14 protein-coding genes are annotated in these 15,511 nt (G+C 39.2%); 13 read left to right on the forward strand and 1 reads right to left on the reverse strand.

Going from position 1 to position 15,511, the window contains the following annotated elements; all coding sequences use genetic code 11:
• The first annotated feature begins 620 nt into the window (after positions 1 to 620).
• From purD to STRMA_RS07840, 12 genes are all read left to right on the forward strand, one after another.
• On the forward strand, positions 621 to 1,880 hold the full coding sequence (purD, locus tag STRMA_RS07785) for a phosphoribosylamine--glycine ligase (RefSeq protein WP_003080855.1): 1,260 nt from the start codon (positions 621 to 623) through the stop codon (positions 1,878 to 1,880).
• 59 nt (positions 1,881 to 1,939) lie between these two features.
• Complete coding sequence (locus tag STRMA_RS07790; RefSeq protein WP_040841635.1) at positions 1,940 to 3,121, forward strand: ATP-grasp domain-containing protein; 1,182 nt, start codon at positions 1,940 to 1,942, stop codon at positions 3,119 to 3,121.
• A gap of 240 nt (positions 3,122 to 3,361) precedes the next feature.
• The gene (gene purE / locus STRMA_RS07795; RefSeq protein WP_003080362.1) at positions 3,362 to 3,850 is read left to right on the forward strand and encodes a 5-(carboxyamino)imidazole ribonucleotide mutase; all 489 of its coding nucleotides are present in this window, start codon (positions 3,362 to 3,364) and stop codon (positions 3,848 to 3,850) included.
• A complete protein-coding gene (gene purK / locus STRMA_RS07800) occupies positions 3,837 to 4,928 on the forward strand; it encodes a 5-(carboxyamino)imidazole ribonucleotide synthase (protein WP_003081839.1) in 1,092 nt (363 codons plus the stop codon). The genes purE and purK overlap by 14 nt, the downstream gene beginning before the upstream one ends.
• Positions 4,922 to 5,596, forward strand: coding sequence for a hypothetical protein (locus STRMA_RS07805; RefSeq protein WP_003079499.1), 675 nt, complete (start codon positions 4,922 to 4,924; stop codon positions 5,594 to 5,596). The genes purK and STRMA_RS07805 overlap by 7 nt, the downstream gene beginning before the upstream one ends.
• Positions 5,597 to 5,739: 143 nt before the next feature.
• Positions 5,740 to 6,138, forward strand: coding sequence for an SRPBCC family protein (locus STRMA_RS07810; protein WP_003081580.1), 399 nt, complete (start codon positions 5,740 to 5,742; stop codon positions 6,136 to 6,138).
• Positions 6,139 to 6,395: 257 nt separating this feature from the next.
• Positions 6,396 to 6,989, forward strand: coding sequence for a hypothetical protein (locus STRMA_RS07815; protein WP_003079118.1), 594 nt, complete (start codon positions 6,396 to 6,398; stop codon positions 6,987 to 6,989).
• A 19-nt stretch (positions 6,990 to 7,008) separates the two neighbouring features.
• A complete protein-coding gene (locus tag STRMA_RS07820; RefSeq protein WP_003081456.1) occupies positions 7,009 to 7,740 on the forward strand; it encodes a hypothetical protein in 732 nt (243 codons plus the stop codon).
• A 407-nt stretch (positions 7,741 to 8,147) separates the two neighbouring features.
• The gene (gene purB, locus STRMA_RS07825) at positions 8,148 to 9,446 is read left to right on the forward strand and encodes an adenylosuccinate lyase (protein WP_003081632.1); all 1,299 of its coding nucleotides are present in this window, start codon (positions 8,148 to 8,150) and stop codon (positions 9,444 to 9,446) included.
• 110 nt (positions 9,447 to 9,556) lie between these two features.
• A complete protein-coding gene (locus tag STRMA_RS07830; RefSeq protein WP_003079782.1) occupies positions 9,557 to 10,216 on the forward strand; it encodes a DNA alkylation repair protein in 660 nt (219 codons plus the stop codon).
• Between the two features lie 126 nt (positions 10,217 to 10,342).
• The gene (locus STRMA_RS07835) at positions 10,343 to 10,864 is read left to right on the forward strand and encodes an HXXEE domain-containing protein (protein WP_003081802.1); all 522 of its coding nucleotides are present in this window, start codon (positions 10,343 to 10,345) and stop codon (positions 10,862 to 10,864) included.
• A gap of 122 nt (positions 10,865 to 10,986) precedes the next feature.
• Positions 10,987 to 11,898 (forward strand): helix-turn-helix domain-containing protein, encoded by a 912-nt coding sequence (locus tag STRMA_RS07840; protein ID WP_003082163.1) that lies wholly within the window; start codon positions 10,987 to 10,989, stop codon positions 11,896 to 11,898.
• Positions 11,899 to 12,321: 423 nt separating this feature from the next.
• Here the strand turns inward: STRMA_RS07840 and STRMA_RS07845 are convergent, their stop codons facing one another.
• Positions 12,322 to 14,160, reverse strand: a complete 1,839-nt coding sequence (locus tag STRMA_RS07845) for a carbohydrate-binding domain-containing protein (RefSeq protein ID WP_003078556.1) — start codon at positions 14,158 to 14,160, stop codon at positions 12,322 to 12,324.
• 213 nt (positions 14,161 to 14,373) lie between these two features.
• Here STRMA_RS07845 and ruvB point away from each other — a divergent pair, with 213 nt between their 5' ends.
• Positions 14,374 to 15,396 carry a Holliday junction branch migration DNA helicase RuvB gene (ruvB, locus tag STRMA_RS07850; protein WP_003080562.1) on the forward strand — a complete coding sequence of 341 codons (1,023 nt, stop codon included), beginning with the start codon at positions 14,374 to 14,376 and terminating at the stop codon, positions 15,394 to 15,396.
• Positions 15,397 to 15,511: the final 115 nt, after the last annotated feature.

Raw genomic sequence — 15,511 nt, forward strand, 5'->3', positions numbered from 1 at the left:
ATTCCCAATAGATTAAGTAAAAAGAACAATAAATAGTTTAGTGAATGAGATAGATCAATTGTTTTAGAAAAATGATCAGTAAGTCGATTTAAAGTGGTAAAGGTTAAAGGCCAAAAGTATAAAAAGAAAAATAAAGAGGATCCAAGCTTAGATTGACATTTTGAATTACTTAATTCTTGACAAAAATAAAATGTGATTATAATTTTAATAAGAGCTATGCATGTAATTAATGAGTAAGTGAATATTAGATTAGTTTTTACAAAATGAACTATAAAACTGTGTACGATTATTGATATTGTGTCAATTAGTAGTAATATAGGAATACTAGGGAGTAAATTCTTTTTCTCAATAACTTTTGCCAGTGCTTTCATATTATATCTCCGTTATCTAAAATAATATAATGTTGCTATTGTACTTTATTATATTATAAATATCAATGCGGGTAAGATTTTACCGAACAAATATGTTATAATAGTCCTATATAATTCGCAAAATGAAAGGAATTGAACTTGTAGAAATTATCCGGGAGATGATTTCTAGACGAGCCTGAAAATGTGAAAGTGAGTAGAAAGCTCTTAAGGTCAATTGTTTCGTAAGTTTTGGTTGGAGAGGTAGATAAAATGAAACTTTTGGTTGTTGGTTCTGGGGGGCGTGAGCATGCGATTGCTAAGAAGCTGCTGGCGTCTCCGCAGGTAGAGCAGGTCTTTGTAGCGCCTGGAAATGATGGTATGATCCTTGATGGTCTGGACTTGGTTGATATCGGAATTTCCGAACATTCCAAACTGATTGACTTTGCGAAAGCAAATGATATCGCTTGGGCCTTTATTGGTCCTGATGATGCGCTAGCGGCTGGTATCGTTGATGATTTTAACAAAGCTGGGCTCAAGGCCTTTGGTCCGACTCGGTTAGCTGCGGAGCTGGAATGGTCTAAAGACTTTGCCAAGGGAATCATGGCCAAATACGGTATTCCAACGGCAGCCTATGCTACATTTTCCAACTTTGAAAAAGCCAAAGTTTACATTGAAGAGCAGGGCGCTCCCATCGTGATCAAGGCAGATGGCTTGGCACTGGGTAAGGGCGTGGTTGTGGCTGAAACCATGGAGCAGGCGGTTGAAGCAGCACAGGAGATGCTGCTGGATAATAAGTTTGGCGATTCCGGTGCACGTGTGGTTATCGAGGAATTTCTGGACGGTGAAGAATTTTCTCTCTTTGCCTTTGTTAACGGCGATAAGTTTTACATGATGCCGACAGCTCAAGACCACAAGCGGGCCTATGACGGTGATAAGGGTCCTAATACAGGCGGTATGGGGGCTTATGCGCCAGTGCCTCAGCTGTCGCAAAGCGTGGTTGACAAGTCGGTTGACACCATTGTCAAGCCAGTCCTTGAAGGCATGCTTAAAGAAGGCCGTCCCTACCTCGGTGTACTTTACGCTGGTCTTATCCTGACGGCTGACGGTCCTAAGGTTATCGAGTTCAATTCGCGCTTTGGTGATCCTGAGACCCAGATTATCCTGCCGCGGCTGACTTCTGATTTTGCACAGAACATCGCGGATATCTTGGAGGGCAAGGAGCCTGATATTACGTGGACAGATGGGGGCGTGACTCTTGGCGTGGTGGTCGCTTCAAACGGCTATCCGCTGGCCTATGAAAAAGGTGTGCTTCTTCCAGAAAAGACCGAGGGCGACATCATCACCTACTACGCCGGGGCTAAGTTTGCTGAAAATGGCAAAGCTTTGCTGTCCAACGGCGGCCGGGTCTATATGCTGGTCACCACAGCCGACAGTGTCCAGGCGGCGCAGGAAAGAATCTATGACCAGCTGGATAAACAAGCCACGGCTGGACTGTTTTACAGAACTGATATCGGAAGCAAAGCTTTATAAATCAGGCGCATGAAATATTGAAACATGAGGCTTGCATATAGAATTTTGGTGTTTGAAACATGAAAAACAGACTGCTATTTTTAGAAGGTTCTAGCTTAACTTCAAGAGAGACTCTAACAGTGTTGCTGAAAGAGGGCTATAAAGTTGATGTTCTGTCCCCTAGTAAGCTTTCCATTGCAGCATTCAGCCGGCTCACTCACAGAATTCCGACAGTAGATGTGAATCGTTTTCCTATAGACTATCTGAAACAGGTTGATCAGCTATGCCGTCAAGAAAATTATGCGGCTATTCTGCCAACACATGAAGAAGGCTGGTTATTGGCAAATGGGAAGAAGTTTTTACCAACTCGTTTGCCAATAGCGCTTGCTGATAAGGAACAATTTGAAAAGCTAGCTGGGAAGATCGCTTTTGCTGAAATGTCAGATCAGTTAAATCTGCCGATTCCTAAATGGGAGCGTGTGGAAAAACTAGAATCTATTTCGCTTCCTTATCCTTATTGGCTAAAGGCAGACTATGGCACTGCCGGACGTTCGGTTTATAAAATTACAAGTAAGGAAGATTTGGCGAGAGCTGCGGACGTTTTATTAGCTAATGATGAAAAATGGATGGTTCAGCAAGATATAAAAGGAGAATATGGGCAAGTTCAAGCCATATTTAATCAAGGGAAATTACTGGCGGTTCATTCTAGTATAAAGATTGCATCTGGTGCTGGCGGTTCAGCTGCTGCTAGATTAAGTATAGAATCTGAAATAACCAAAAAACATGTTGAAAAGTTAGGAAGTTATTTAAAATGGCACGGTAGTCTAACCTTGGATTTTATACGTGTTCATCATCAGTTTTATTATATAGAGTGCAATCCCAGAATGGTGGAGCCTGCTAATGCTTATAAAGCGGGGGTTAATTTCCCGAAAATGATGATAGCATTAAGCAATGGCAGTTACTCTCAGCCTGATATCGGTATAGGAAAGGCTGGAGTAAAAACACACAGTCTGTTGGCATTGATAATTGGCACTGCTGAAAGAACCAAGAGCAGAAAAAAGATATTGCAGACAATAGGGCAGTGGCTTTTTAAAAGTGACAGCGAGGAGGTTTTAACTCCAGTTTGGAAAGATTTCCTAAGTTTTATCCCTCTTGCCACTATTACAATCCGATTATTGATAAATCCTAAAAGTGTCACAAAACTGGTCAATAATACTGTTAAAGATTACAGTGTGGAAGCAGCTGCCCTAAAAAATATTTGAGTAAAAGATTTCAATTATTCAAAGGGTAAAGGAACATTCCCTTAGTTTACTTATTCTTTTCTAAGGGATTTTCGCAAATAATAAAAAGTCGCTATAACATAAAAAAACGAAAGGAACTGAACACGGGACTAATTTCCTAGGAAAAAAGATAAAACTGCCTAGACGCAAGCGTCGTCGTTAGTTTTCCTATTTTTCTACGGAAATTTTCGGTAAACCGAAACGTCCCTTTGTATCTTAATTATGAAATCAATCGTATCCATCATCATGGGCTCCAAGTCCGACTGGGCAACCATGCAAAAAACCGCCCAAGTCTTAGAGAAGTTCGGTGTGGCTTATGAGAAAAAAGTTATCTCTGCTCACCGCACACCAGACCTCATGTTCAAACACGCAGAAGAAGCACGCGCACGCGGTATCAAAGTCATCATTGCAGGGGCTGGCGGTGCAGCTCATCTGCCAGGCATGGTGGCAGCCAAAACAACACTGCCCGTTATCGGTGTGCCTGTCAAATCGCGCGCTCTTAGCGGGCTTGACTCCCTCTACTCTATTGTGCAAATGCCGGGCGGTGTGCCTGTAGCAACAATGGCTATTGGCGAAGCGGGAGCTACCAACGCTGCCTTGACGGCTCTTCGTATCTTGGCTATTGAAGACCAAGACTTGGCGAAGCAGCTTTCTGATTTTGCTCAAGAACAAGGAAAAATCGCGGAGGCCTCAAGCAATGAACTCAACTAAAACAATTGGTATTATCGGCGGCGGCCAGCTGGGACAGATGATGGCTATTTCTGCTATTTATATGGGACACAAGGTAGTGACGCTGGATCCAGCCGCCAACTGCCCAGCTTCACGTGTATCTGATATGATTGTGGCGCCTTACGACGATGTAGATGCTTTGCGGCAATTAGCAGAGCGCTGTGATGTGCTCACCTACGAGTTTGAAAATGTCGATGCCGACGGATTGGACACCGTCATCAAGGAAAATCAGCTGCCGCAGGGGACTGATCTCCTCAGAATCTCGCAAAACCGCATTTTTGAAAAGGACTTTTTAGCTAATAAAGCTGGTGTGACTGTTGCTCCGTATAAGGTGGTCACATCCAGTCTTGATTTAGAAAACCTTGATTTTGCTAAGAATTATGTTCTTAAAACTGCCACAGGCGGCTATGACGGTCATGGCCAAGTTGTCATTAAACTAAAAGAAGATTTAGAAAGAGCCAATCAATTGGCCAATTCAACTGAGTGTGTCTTAGAAGAATTTGTAGACTTCGACCTTGAAATATCGGTTATCGTCTCAGGCAATGGTGAGGATGTGACGATTTTCTCAGTTCAGGAAAATATTCACCGCAATAATATCCTGTCTAAAACCATTGTTCCAGCCCGCATTTCTGCAGAGCTTGCCCGCAAGGCACAGGAGATGGCAGTCAAAATCGCTGTTCAGCTGGAGCTCTCGGGGACACTCTGTGTGGAAATGTTTGCGGCAGGTGATGACATCATTGTCAACGAAATCGCACCGCGCCCTCACAACTCGGGCCACTATTCTATTGAGGCCTGTGACTTCTCGCAGTTTGATACTCATATCCTAGGAGTGCTGGGTCAGCCTCTCCCAGATATCAAGCTTCACGCCCCAGCTGTCATGCTCAATGTTCTGGGCCAGCATGTTGAAAAAGCACAAGATTACGTTCAGGCCAACCCTAGCGCCCACCTCCACCTTTACGGCAAGGAAGAAGCCAAGCATAACCGCAAAATGGGACATGTAACCGTGTTTAGTGATAAGCCGGATGAAGTAGAAGAGTTTGGAGTAGAAGTGGATTGGTAGATTTTATGCTGCAAGTAAATCAATTAGAGAACTGGTATTATATTGCTATAATTCTTGGAAGTATTGTGCCTGCATTTGCTGTAATTGGAAAAGTTGTTAAATATTTTCTTGATAAAAAAGATAAGGAGTACGAGCTATTTATAGAGGAAAAAAGAAATAATCAAGAAAAATTAGCAAAGACCTACAATGAGTTACTTAGGATAATATCTTTATTTCCAAATAGAACTCCATATGATGTCATGACTCTATTACCATATGGACCTACCTTTCGTTCAGAAAACTTTGATACGGTAAACAGAATTTTAGAAATTCAGATTAAAGAGGATTATAAAAGAAGACTAGAAAAGCCTGGATTGACTTATCAAGATGAGGAAGATATAAAAACGGAAATTAGCAATAGGGAGTATTATATAGAGGAAATAGCAGAAATTAAAAATCAATATTTTGCTGCGAAACAAGAGTATGAACAGTTTAGAAATCAGGATAAAACTATTAAATTATATTCAAGTCAAGAAGTAAAAAATTGTTTAATAGAATTTGAGGTGCTCCTGAATAACTCCTTTATAGCTGGTCGTAAATTGGAGTATAATGATGGAAGGTGTAATAAGCTGGATGGCATTCTTTGGAAATTAGAACAGATAATTAGAGCTGATATTGGTGTTCAATAAAAATATAGAGGAATAAGGTTTGAATATTAAGTTTTATTGGTGAATTATCTTAAATGGGAAGCTCATCAGCTTATCAACTTATCAACTTTATAGTGTTGATTCTAAGGTATTGAGTCACTGTCTGCTTTAAAATAGGAGAAACTATGGTAAAATCTAATAGAAAAGCCAGTTTTCCCTATCCTGTTGATAAGGTATGGGAACTTGTCACTGATTTATCAAACCAAACTTGGAGAAGCGATCTTGGCCGCTTTGAAAAAATAGATGATCATCATTTTATTGAATACACGAAAGATGGTATTCAAACGGATTTTAAAGTGACGAAGGCAGATTTACACAAGCTTTGGGAGCTTGAGTTTGAAAATAAAAATATCCGAGGGACTTGGATAGGCCGTTTTGAGGCTCATGAAAATAATACCGTTTTGGATTTTACAGAAGATGTTACAGTCAAAAAGACTTTCATGAAGCCCTTGGTCTGGTTTTATTTGAGAAAACAACAAAGACAATATTTTCGAGATTTGGAAAAAGCGCTGCAGGTTAAATAGTGAAAAACAAAACTGCCTGTTGGGGCAAAGAAAAAGCAGGATAGTGTGTTCTTTGAAATGAACACGGACTAAAAAGCGACACAATTAGTGATAAATGGGAATTTGTTGTGGTAAAATAGGAGTGTAATTACAATAGGATATATGGCTGGTGTCTAGCGATAAGTCAGATGAGGTGCAGGAGTTTTGAAAAGTTATTGAGGCTTGTCTTTATCAATAGAGGATGCTGTAAATTCTCTATAGAAACGTGAGGTAAACTTATGACTGAATATAAAGGAGTTCTTGAAATAACAGATTATGCTCAAGAATTAATTGGTAATGGTCAGGCTCGTATAGAGGGTGCAAATGTAATATGGAATCCAGGTTCAGGGAATACTGGCATTGTTGAATGGGGGAAATTCTATCTTACTAGTCCTGAAGATAGCAAGCATTTAAAAACTACATCAATATTAAGTGGTGGTATTGCAATTGGAGTTGTGACTGTGGGTGTAGGGAATCTTATCTATAAAGGTTTAAAGGCCCGACAAAATAAGGTAAATAGAATAAATAATAATTTGATTAGTAGCTTATCATTATATATTCTAGAAGTTAGCGAAAATACTGTACAACCATCAACAAAGTTAGATTTAAAGTTAGCCATTCAAGAATATATTGATAATACAAAACTATTTAAAAATAAAGTTGATACGAACTTACTACGAAGTATAGATATTGTTCTGAATAATTCAGGGTCTGATGATAAGTTTGAGCTGGATGATAAAATTATTCAATTAAAAAATTTTATAGAAAAAAATAATCAAAGAAAGAATAAAAAAGAACCAAATAATTCGTCTCTGATTAGAAAAATAGATTAAGTTGAAGATAGGTAAAATCATGAAAAATGAAAACCTTATTAGTGAGTTAGAGTTGCTTTTACAAGTAATAAGAGATTACGAAAATGCAATTAGTCGGCAAAAAGAAATAAATAATGCTATTGAAGAATTAAATATATCTAAAAGTAGTTCACTTGAAGCATTCGATAAGGAATATTTATCGAAATATATAAAAGATAAAATTGGTGATAGGCCAAAAGATTTTGCTTTATATAATCCGATGAAGTTTATTAAACCATTTGCAGATAAAAAAAGTTCTGAACTTCAAAAATATAATGAGGCTCAAAAGAAAGTAACTAAACGATACTATATAGATTTTGCTGATCAAAGAAGTAAAATTAAACAAGAGGCAGAAATAGATTTTAGTCAAAAGTTATCAGTTTTGAATGCAGAAGATAATGAGTTACATTTAAAAATTGAAAATCTTAAAAATCAAATTAGCGGTAAAAAACTATTGCCTCAAAAATTTATAAGCAGTAATTCCGTAAAAAAAATAATAACTTATTTGGAAGATTGGAGGGCGGACAGTATAAAAGAAGCAATCGCTATTTTATGCTTTGAGGAAGAATTGAAACGGCATGCTCAAGAAATTGATTTAAAATTAATGAAATTAGAAAAGGATATTTATAATTTCAACGAATCAATAAGGGAAGAGATAGAAATAAAATTTGATGATATCAATTTATCTTTGAGTAATCTGAATAATGAGTTGCACAGTCTAAAAAGTGATTAAATCGGAAATAAATTATAAAAAAAGAATCGAAAGGAACAAGGGATACTGTATTCAGTTTAGAGGATACGGGCTGCGTATTTCCTAATTGTAAATAAAGAAAGGAAATGGGCAGCTAGTTTGCAGAACTGAACCCGGGCAGAAAGCTCGGAAACATCTAGCACCATTCCTACAAATTTGATACTATAATTTTAAGAATAGAAAGGAGTAGAGGGCAAATTCAAGTAGAGAACTCAGACTTGCCCAATCTCCTAAAAAATAAAAATAAAGAAAGGAACAAGGGTCTCGTATTCTGAACTGAATACGGGCTACGGACTTGGCCAAAAAGATAGTTTTTCCTAGAACCTTGAGGTTCTTCGTCAAAACTCCTATTTTGGCTGTGTCCGCTTAACGCCCTTAATATCTTAAACATGATCAACCGTTATTCACGCCCTGAGATGGCGAACATTTGGAGTGAGGAAAACAAGTACCGTGCTTGGCTTGAGGTGGAAATTTTAGCAGATGAAGCCTGGGCTGAGCTGGGTGAGATTCCCAAGGCTGATGTGGCTAAAATCCGTGCTAATGCTGACTTTGACATTGACCGCATTTTGGAAATTGAGCAGGAAACCCGCCACGATGTGGTGGCCTTTACCCGTGCAGTATCTGAAACGCTTGGGGAGGAACGTAAGTGGGTTCACTATGGCTTGACGTCTACTGATGTGGTGGACACAGCTTATGGTTATCTCTATAAGCAAGCTAACGATATCATTCGCAAGGACTTGGAGCATTTTCTTAATATCATAGCTGAGAAGGCGCGTGAGCACAAGTTTACCATCATGATGGGACGCACCCACGGAGTCCATGCAGAACCTACGACTTTCGGTCTGAAGCTCGCCACTTGGTACAGTGAGATGAAGCGCAATATTGAGCGTTTTGAACATGCCGCAAGCGGTGTAGAAGCAGGGAAAATCTCTGGTGCGGTTGGAAACTTTGCCAACATTCCGCCATTTGTGGAAAAATATGTCTGTGACAGGTTGGGCATCCGCGCGCAGGAAATTTCAACGCAAGTGCTTCCGCGTGACTTACATGCTGAGTATTTTGCAGTACTTGCTAGCATTGCTACGTCTATTGAGCGTATGGCGACCGAAATCCGCGGACTGCAAAAATCCGAACAGCGCGAAGTGGAAGAATTCTTTGCTAAAGGGCAAAAGGGCAGCTCTGCCATGCCTCACAAACGCAACCCAATCGGTTCTGAAAATATGACAGGGCTTGCCCGTGTGATCCGCGGTCACATGGTGACAGCTTATGAAAATGTGTCTCTCTGGCACGAACGTGATATTTCCCATTCTTCAGCTGAGCGCATCATTGCTCCGGATACGACTATCCTCATTGACTACATGCTCAACCGCTTTGGCAATATCGTTAAGAATTTAACCGTCTTCCCTGATAATATGAAGCGCAATATGGCTTCTACTTTTGGTCTCATTTTCAGCCAGCGTGCCATGCTGACCTTGATTGAAAAAGGCATGACGCGTGAAGAGGCTTACGATCTTGTGCAGCCTAAGACGGCTCAGTCTTGGGACAATCAAGTGGACTTCAAACCGCTCCTTGAAGCTGATCCGGAAGTGACTTCCCGACTGACTCAGGATGAGATTGATAAGATTTTCAATCCGACCTACTATACCAAGCGCGTGGATGAAATTTTCAAGCGTGTTGGGCTAGAGGAATAAGACGGCTGTCTTGAAAATTGTGCTTTCGCTTTGCCTTGTCTCCTTTTTGACTTATATTTGTTATAACATAAAAACAGCATTCAGCTGTTTTTTTATGCTATAATCAATTTATGAAGACGGAAGAACTTATCCACATTTTTTATCATCAGGCAGACAAGGAGCAAGCAAGAGCTATGGCTGCTTATATGCAAAATCGTTTTTCTTTTCTTGGCCTAGCGCAGCCTAAACGAAGAGCACTAGCCAAAGAATGGTTTAAAGAGGCTAAAAAACGAAAAATAATAGACTGGGATTTTGTAGATCAGTGCTGGTCCTTGCCAGAACGTGAATTTCAATATTTAGCTTGTGATTATTTACGTGCCCTACAATCGTTTTTGATAGAAGATGATCTTCCGCATTTAAAGCAACTGGTGATCACAAAGTCGTGGTGGGATACTGTGGACAGCTTAGCCAGAACGATTGGCAGTATCAACTATCCTAGCCCCATAGTAGATCAAGAAATGCTGGAGTTGTCAGTAGCTGATAATATCTGGCTTCGCCGTATTGCTATCAACCATCAGCTCTTACGCAAAGAACAAATGAATACAGACTTGCTGAGTAAAATCATTGTGAATAATCTTAACCAGACCGAATTTTTTATCAATAAAGCTATCGGCTGGATTTTGCGGGATTACTCTAAAACCAATCCTGCTTGGGTTAAAACGTTTATTAAGAGCCATAAAGAAAATATGGCAAAACTTTCGATAAAAGAAGCAAGCAAATATTTAAAATAGTGGCAGAAAGTTTAAGAAGGATTTGCAATACAGATGGCTGTCGCTATACTATCACTAGCATTTATCGAATAAGGAGATAGCTAAGTTGCTTTAAACGATTAGGGATAAGATAGAAAGGAGTCCATTATGTCAATTGCCCTATTTTCTTTACTTGGTCTGTCTTTGTTTATGATTCATGAATTTGATGAACTGATTTTGGTAAAACCATGGATTGCCAAACAAAGTGAGAATCCAAACTATCAAAAGGAATTATTCATTATGGGGAAAAAACGCTACCCCTCCACAGAAAGTATTGCTGTAATGATTGGTGAAGAATTTCTTTTGGCTAGTCTCCTTTTAGCTTTGGCTTCTTATTTTTCTCTGCCGGAATTAGCAGCGGCAATTTTAATTGGGCATCTGCTGCATTTGCTGAGCCATATCAAAGAAGCTCTTCAGTTTCACCGCTTTGTACCGGGAAGTTTTACCGCTGTTGTCACTTTTCCTCTTCTCTTATTTTTTCTGACTGTCTTTCTTGTCAAACAGCCTTTAAACATTATTTTGCTGCTGTGTCTCATCCCTTTAGTTTTTCTTTTATTGATAGGAAATCTTATGCTGCTGCAGCGAAATGTCCAATCTATTGATAAATGGATTCAAAAGTTTGTTTGCTAGTTTTTGAAAGGCTTGCTCCCAATTCTCTTTCGGTTCCTTTCAGTAGACGCCTTTACTGGTTTTATGATAAAATTCATACGAAGTTTTTGGAATAAGTAAAGTAGAAAGACATTTTAGTTAGAGTGAAAGATTTTGGAAAAAGAGTCAAAAAACTAAGGTTAGAAAGAAAAATCACGAAGGAAGACTTTTGCTGTGACGGTGCTGAATTATCTATTCGTCAACTGACACGGATTGAGTCAGGTCAGTCCTTTCCTACCCTTCCCAAAGCAAAATATATTGCCCAGCGCTTAGGCGTAACACTTGATTATTTGACAGATGGAGAAAAGCTATCTCTTCCTCAGCGTTATAAAGAACTCAAATACCTGTTACTGCGTACCTCAACATTTGGCAGTCATAAGAGACTGATGGAAAGAGAAAACTATTTTGATGAAATTTTCACTTATTTTTATGAGTCCTTGCCTGATGAGGAGCAGTTGGTTATTGAAGTGTTACAGTCAAAGCTGGATATTCATTATACAGAAAATATTGATTTTGGAGTTGGCTTATTAAACGATTGCTTTGATCAAATATTATTAAAGACTACCTATGATGTCAATGACTTGGTCATTATTGATCTTTATTTCTCCTGTATCATTGTCAGCGATTTTGATCTTTCTATTTTTGATTTAGAAAAATACAACCAGCTGATGACGGTTCTGCTCATGCAAGAAAGCTATCTTTCTTTAGAAGATTTACCCATACTAAATAATGTTTTACTGAATAATTTTGAAATTCTTTTTAAGATACAGCAGTATGATACGATTAGGAAAGTGATTACTTTAGCTAATCATATTATGGCGCGGACCCAGAACTTTCAAAAGAAACCCATTGTTAATATTTTAGAGTGGAAATACAGTCTGATTGCTGAGCAGGATCAAGATAAGGCAGAAGAAATTTACAATACAGCTGTTTTATATGCCCAGCTGACGGGAAACCATTTTTTAGAAGAAAGGCTAAATGCGCAGTGGCAAGATGATTTTCAAAAGAGGACATAGATGTCCTGTTCTTTTTGATAGAACTTTTTTATAATAAAGTTATCAAAGAGAAAGGAGAAAAGATTAATGGTACTTTTAAGAGCTTTGCCTTGGTGGAGTCTTTAAAAATAACCCTCTTATTTTAGTCCCCCAGTAAAAGGGCTCTATAATATCTGCAGTGGGTGATCCCATTGCGGAGATTATAGGGTTTTTTAAATACAAAAAACCATATGGCCTCTTATAAAAAGTGATACTCACCTTAAAGAAGAAGCCATATGGAACAGCTTATAAATACTGTATAATGAAGCAGATGAAATCCTAAGATCAGCCATTTTCTTGTGCTTAAGCGTTAAAGGTATAAGAGAGATGGAACTCCATCAGCATTTTAGATTTTACTGCAGTTGATAAGGAGCTCATCTGCTGGCTCAAGCAAACTTATAAAAGTTATGACTTGCTATCCTCACTTGGAGGAGTTCCGTTTCCAGGGAAGGCAGGATGATGCCCATTTGGAAGGAGAGGCACCGTATCTTTTGAGACATGTCTGCCTGAAGGATGAGAAGTTGTTTCCTTTGTTGCTGTAACAGTCGTTTTATGACCATCAGATGTCTTAACCGTATAAGTTTTACCTGCTCTGATAGCCTTACTTGAAAAGACAATATGGTCAAAATCAACATCTGATTTTGTCTCTGCGACAACACAGCCTCTTTCGTCCGTTATAGTAATAGTATCACCAGCTAATCCGGAAACAATTGCAGCGACGTAAGGCTGTTTAGTACCCGTTGAGAAACCTTGAGCAAATCCCATATGCCCTATTGCCCAAGTTGTTCCTCCAGAAGCAAAGCCTTTACCATCATAATCAATGGCTGAACTGTAATCAGTGGTTGATTGAATTTTGAGACTGCCATCAGTAATGTAGAGATTCCCATTTGAATCCACACCGTCGTCTTTACCAATACCACTGACATTAGCACCGGAAATAACAATAGCAACCTCATTTTCGATATCATTCTTACTGTTTTTCAAATGCGATAGGTCAGCATCATCTTTGCTTGTCCACTCAGTCGCGTTGATAGCATCATCACCGGCGTTAATTGTGATCTGACCCTTTTTCAAATTCACATAGCGCCCTTCGATTCCTTCAGAACCAGATGTAATAGTGATGGCTGTTGAACCTTTGACGTCTATCTCGTCGTTAGCTGTGATGCCTTTACTTGTAGAGGTGATTTTGACAGTAGAATCTTTGATCTGGATATCTCCTGAATTAACATCGGTATTATCGTCAGCTTGAATCCCATCGTCTTCTGCTGAAATGGTAATATTTGATTTTGTAATAGAGACGTTTGATGTAGCATTAATCCCATCTTTAGCAGAAGACAGCTCCAAGGTCACTTTATCAGCTTCTAAGCTGTTTGCTTTGATAGCATGGCCAGCTGTGCTTGTCACCTTTAAGCCGCTTTTCCTTTTGCTTGAAATGTAGAGTGCTCCCCCTGCTTCAATGGTATTTTTTAAGGAAGATGAGATAGAACTATTTGACAGGATGTTGATATCCAAGTTCTTTGGTGAATAAATCGTTGAATTAGATAAATTGGCAGAATCCAGTTTAAGTTTAACGGTATCAGCTACATTATCTGCTACTGAGATGTTATAACCGCTGGCAGCCCCCTTAAGGGTGTAAGTCCCTGCAGCTGTAATGGTGATATTTGTCCCATTAACGTTTACACGAGATGATGATGTTTTGACTCCTGTATTATCAAATGTGATATCTGACTTCTTATCTTCACGATCTTCATGATCTTCATGGTCTTCATCCTCATCATCGTCGTCCTCTTTATCATATTTTGCTGCTGATGTTGTGAGGCTGTTTGGCTGCGCGTGCTCGGATGTAGCCTTGCTGTTTGTTTCCTGACTAGAAAGACCTTCATTGGACTGTTCAGTCTGCTCAGAAGTTGCTGCTTTGCTGCTTGTCTCAGCGTCATTGGCTTTAGATGCCGCCTCGCTGCTAGCAGCAGTACTGTTTTCTGATGAAGGAGTCTCAGTATTAGCTTGACTGCTATCCACCGTTTGAGAGTCTGCTGCGGAGTCTTTATCAGTGTTAGCTTGGGATGTGGTATGGCTTTCTGGAGCGGTCAAGTCATCAGCTGTGGCAACTTGGCTGCCTCCCAGTAAAGCTATAGCTCCTGCTAAAATAATTCCTGCGACTAATCCTTTAGAGGATTTGCGTTTGATGCCATGTCCTTTCGCTTTTGAAAAGACCGAGCGATTAAAAAGATAGTTCTTGTTCATTTCAGTTTCTAGCCTTTCTAAAACAGTAGGAATATAAGTTTTGTTAAAAACTTATTCAACCTAAATAAAATATAAAAAAGTATGATAAACGTTTGAAGCTATCATACTTTTTTTTACTGTCTTAACTATTATACCAAAATTCAGAAAATTCACAAGATATAAGCAAAAAGGTTTGTACTACTCTGCTTACTTCGTTTTTGCTATAATAGTCTTATGACTAGAATTTTAGATAATCATTTGATGGGAGACGAAGAATTTGCTGAACGCACGCTTCGTCCGCAATATTTACAGGAATATATTGGTCAGGATAAGGTCAAAACCCAATTAAAGATTTTTATAGAAGCTGCTAAACAGCGTGATGAAGCCTTGGATCACGTTCTTTTATTTGGCCCTCCGGGCTTAGGGAAAACAACCTTAGCCTTTGTGATAGCAAATGAACTAGGAGTAAACCTCAAGCAGACAGCAGGTCCTGCCATTGAAAAAGCGGGGGATTTAGTTGCTATTTTAAATGATTTAGAACCTGGTGATGTTCTTTTTATTGATGAGATTCATCGTTTGCCAATGTCGGTTGAAGAAGTCTTGTACAGCGCGATGGAGGATTTTTATATTGACATTATGATTGGAGCTGGCGAGAATTCCCGCAGTGTGCATTTAGATTTGCCGCCTTTTACCTTAATTGGAGCAACGACACGTGCTGGTATGCTGTCCAATCCTTTGCGTGCTCGTTTTGGCATTACAGGGCATATGGAATACTACACGCAAGCTGACTTAACTGAAATTATTGAACGCACTTCAGATATTTTTGATATGAGCATTACTTCTGAGGCTGCTCTTGAGTTAGCAAGACGTTCACGCGGAACGCCCCGTGTTGCCAATCGCCTGCTTAAGCGTGTGCGTGATTACGCCCAGATTATGGGAGATGGGACTGTTGATGCTAATATTACTGATAAAGCCTTAACGGTATTAGATGTCGATAAAGAAGGACTTGATTATGTTGATCAGAAAATTCTCAAAACAATGATCGAAATGTATCAAGGAGGTCCTGTTGGGCTTGCTACTTTGTCTGTCAATATCGCTGAAGAAAGGGAAACTGTTGAAGATATGTATGAACCTTATCTCATTCAAAAGGGATTTGTCATACGAACACGAAGCGGCCGCATAGCAACTGCCAAAGCTTATACTCATTTAGGATATCATTACGATGAGAAAGCTCCTAAAAACCAGCATGATAGCTAAACCATAAGTACCCGTGTTTCTAGAAGGCAATCAATAAAAGTAAACTGAAAAACACTTAATCCTTTTGGTATATCTCGTTTAACTTTTATGGCATGCTGTAGATATATAATAGTAG

Origin of the sequence: Streptococcus macacae NCTC 11558 (assembly GCF_000187995.2) — a bacterium.
In the GTDB taxonomy this organism is placed as follows: Bacteria; Bacillota; Bacilli; order Lactobacillales; family Streptococcaceae; genus Streptococcus; species Streptococcus macacae.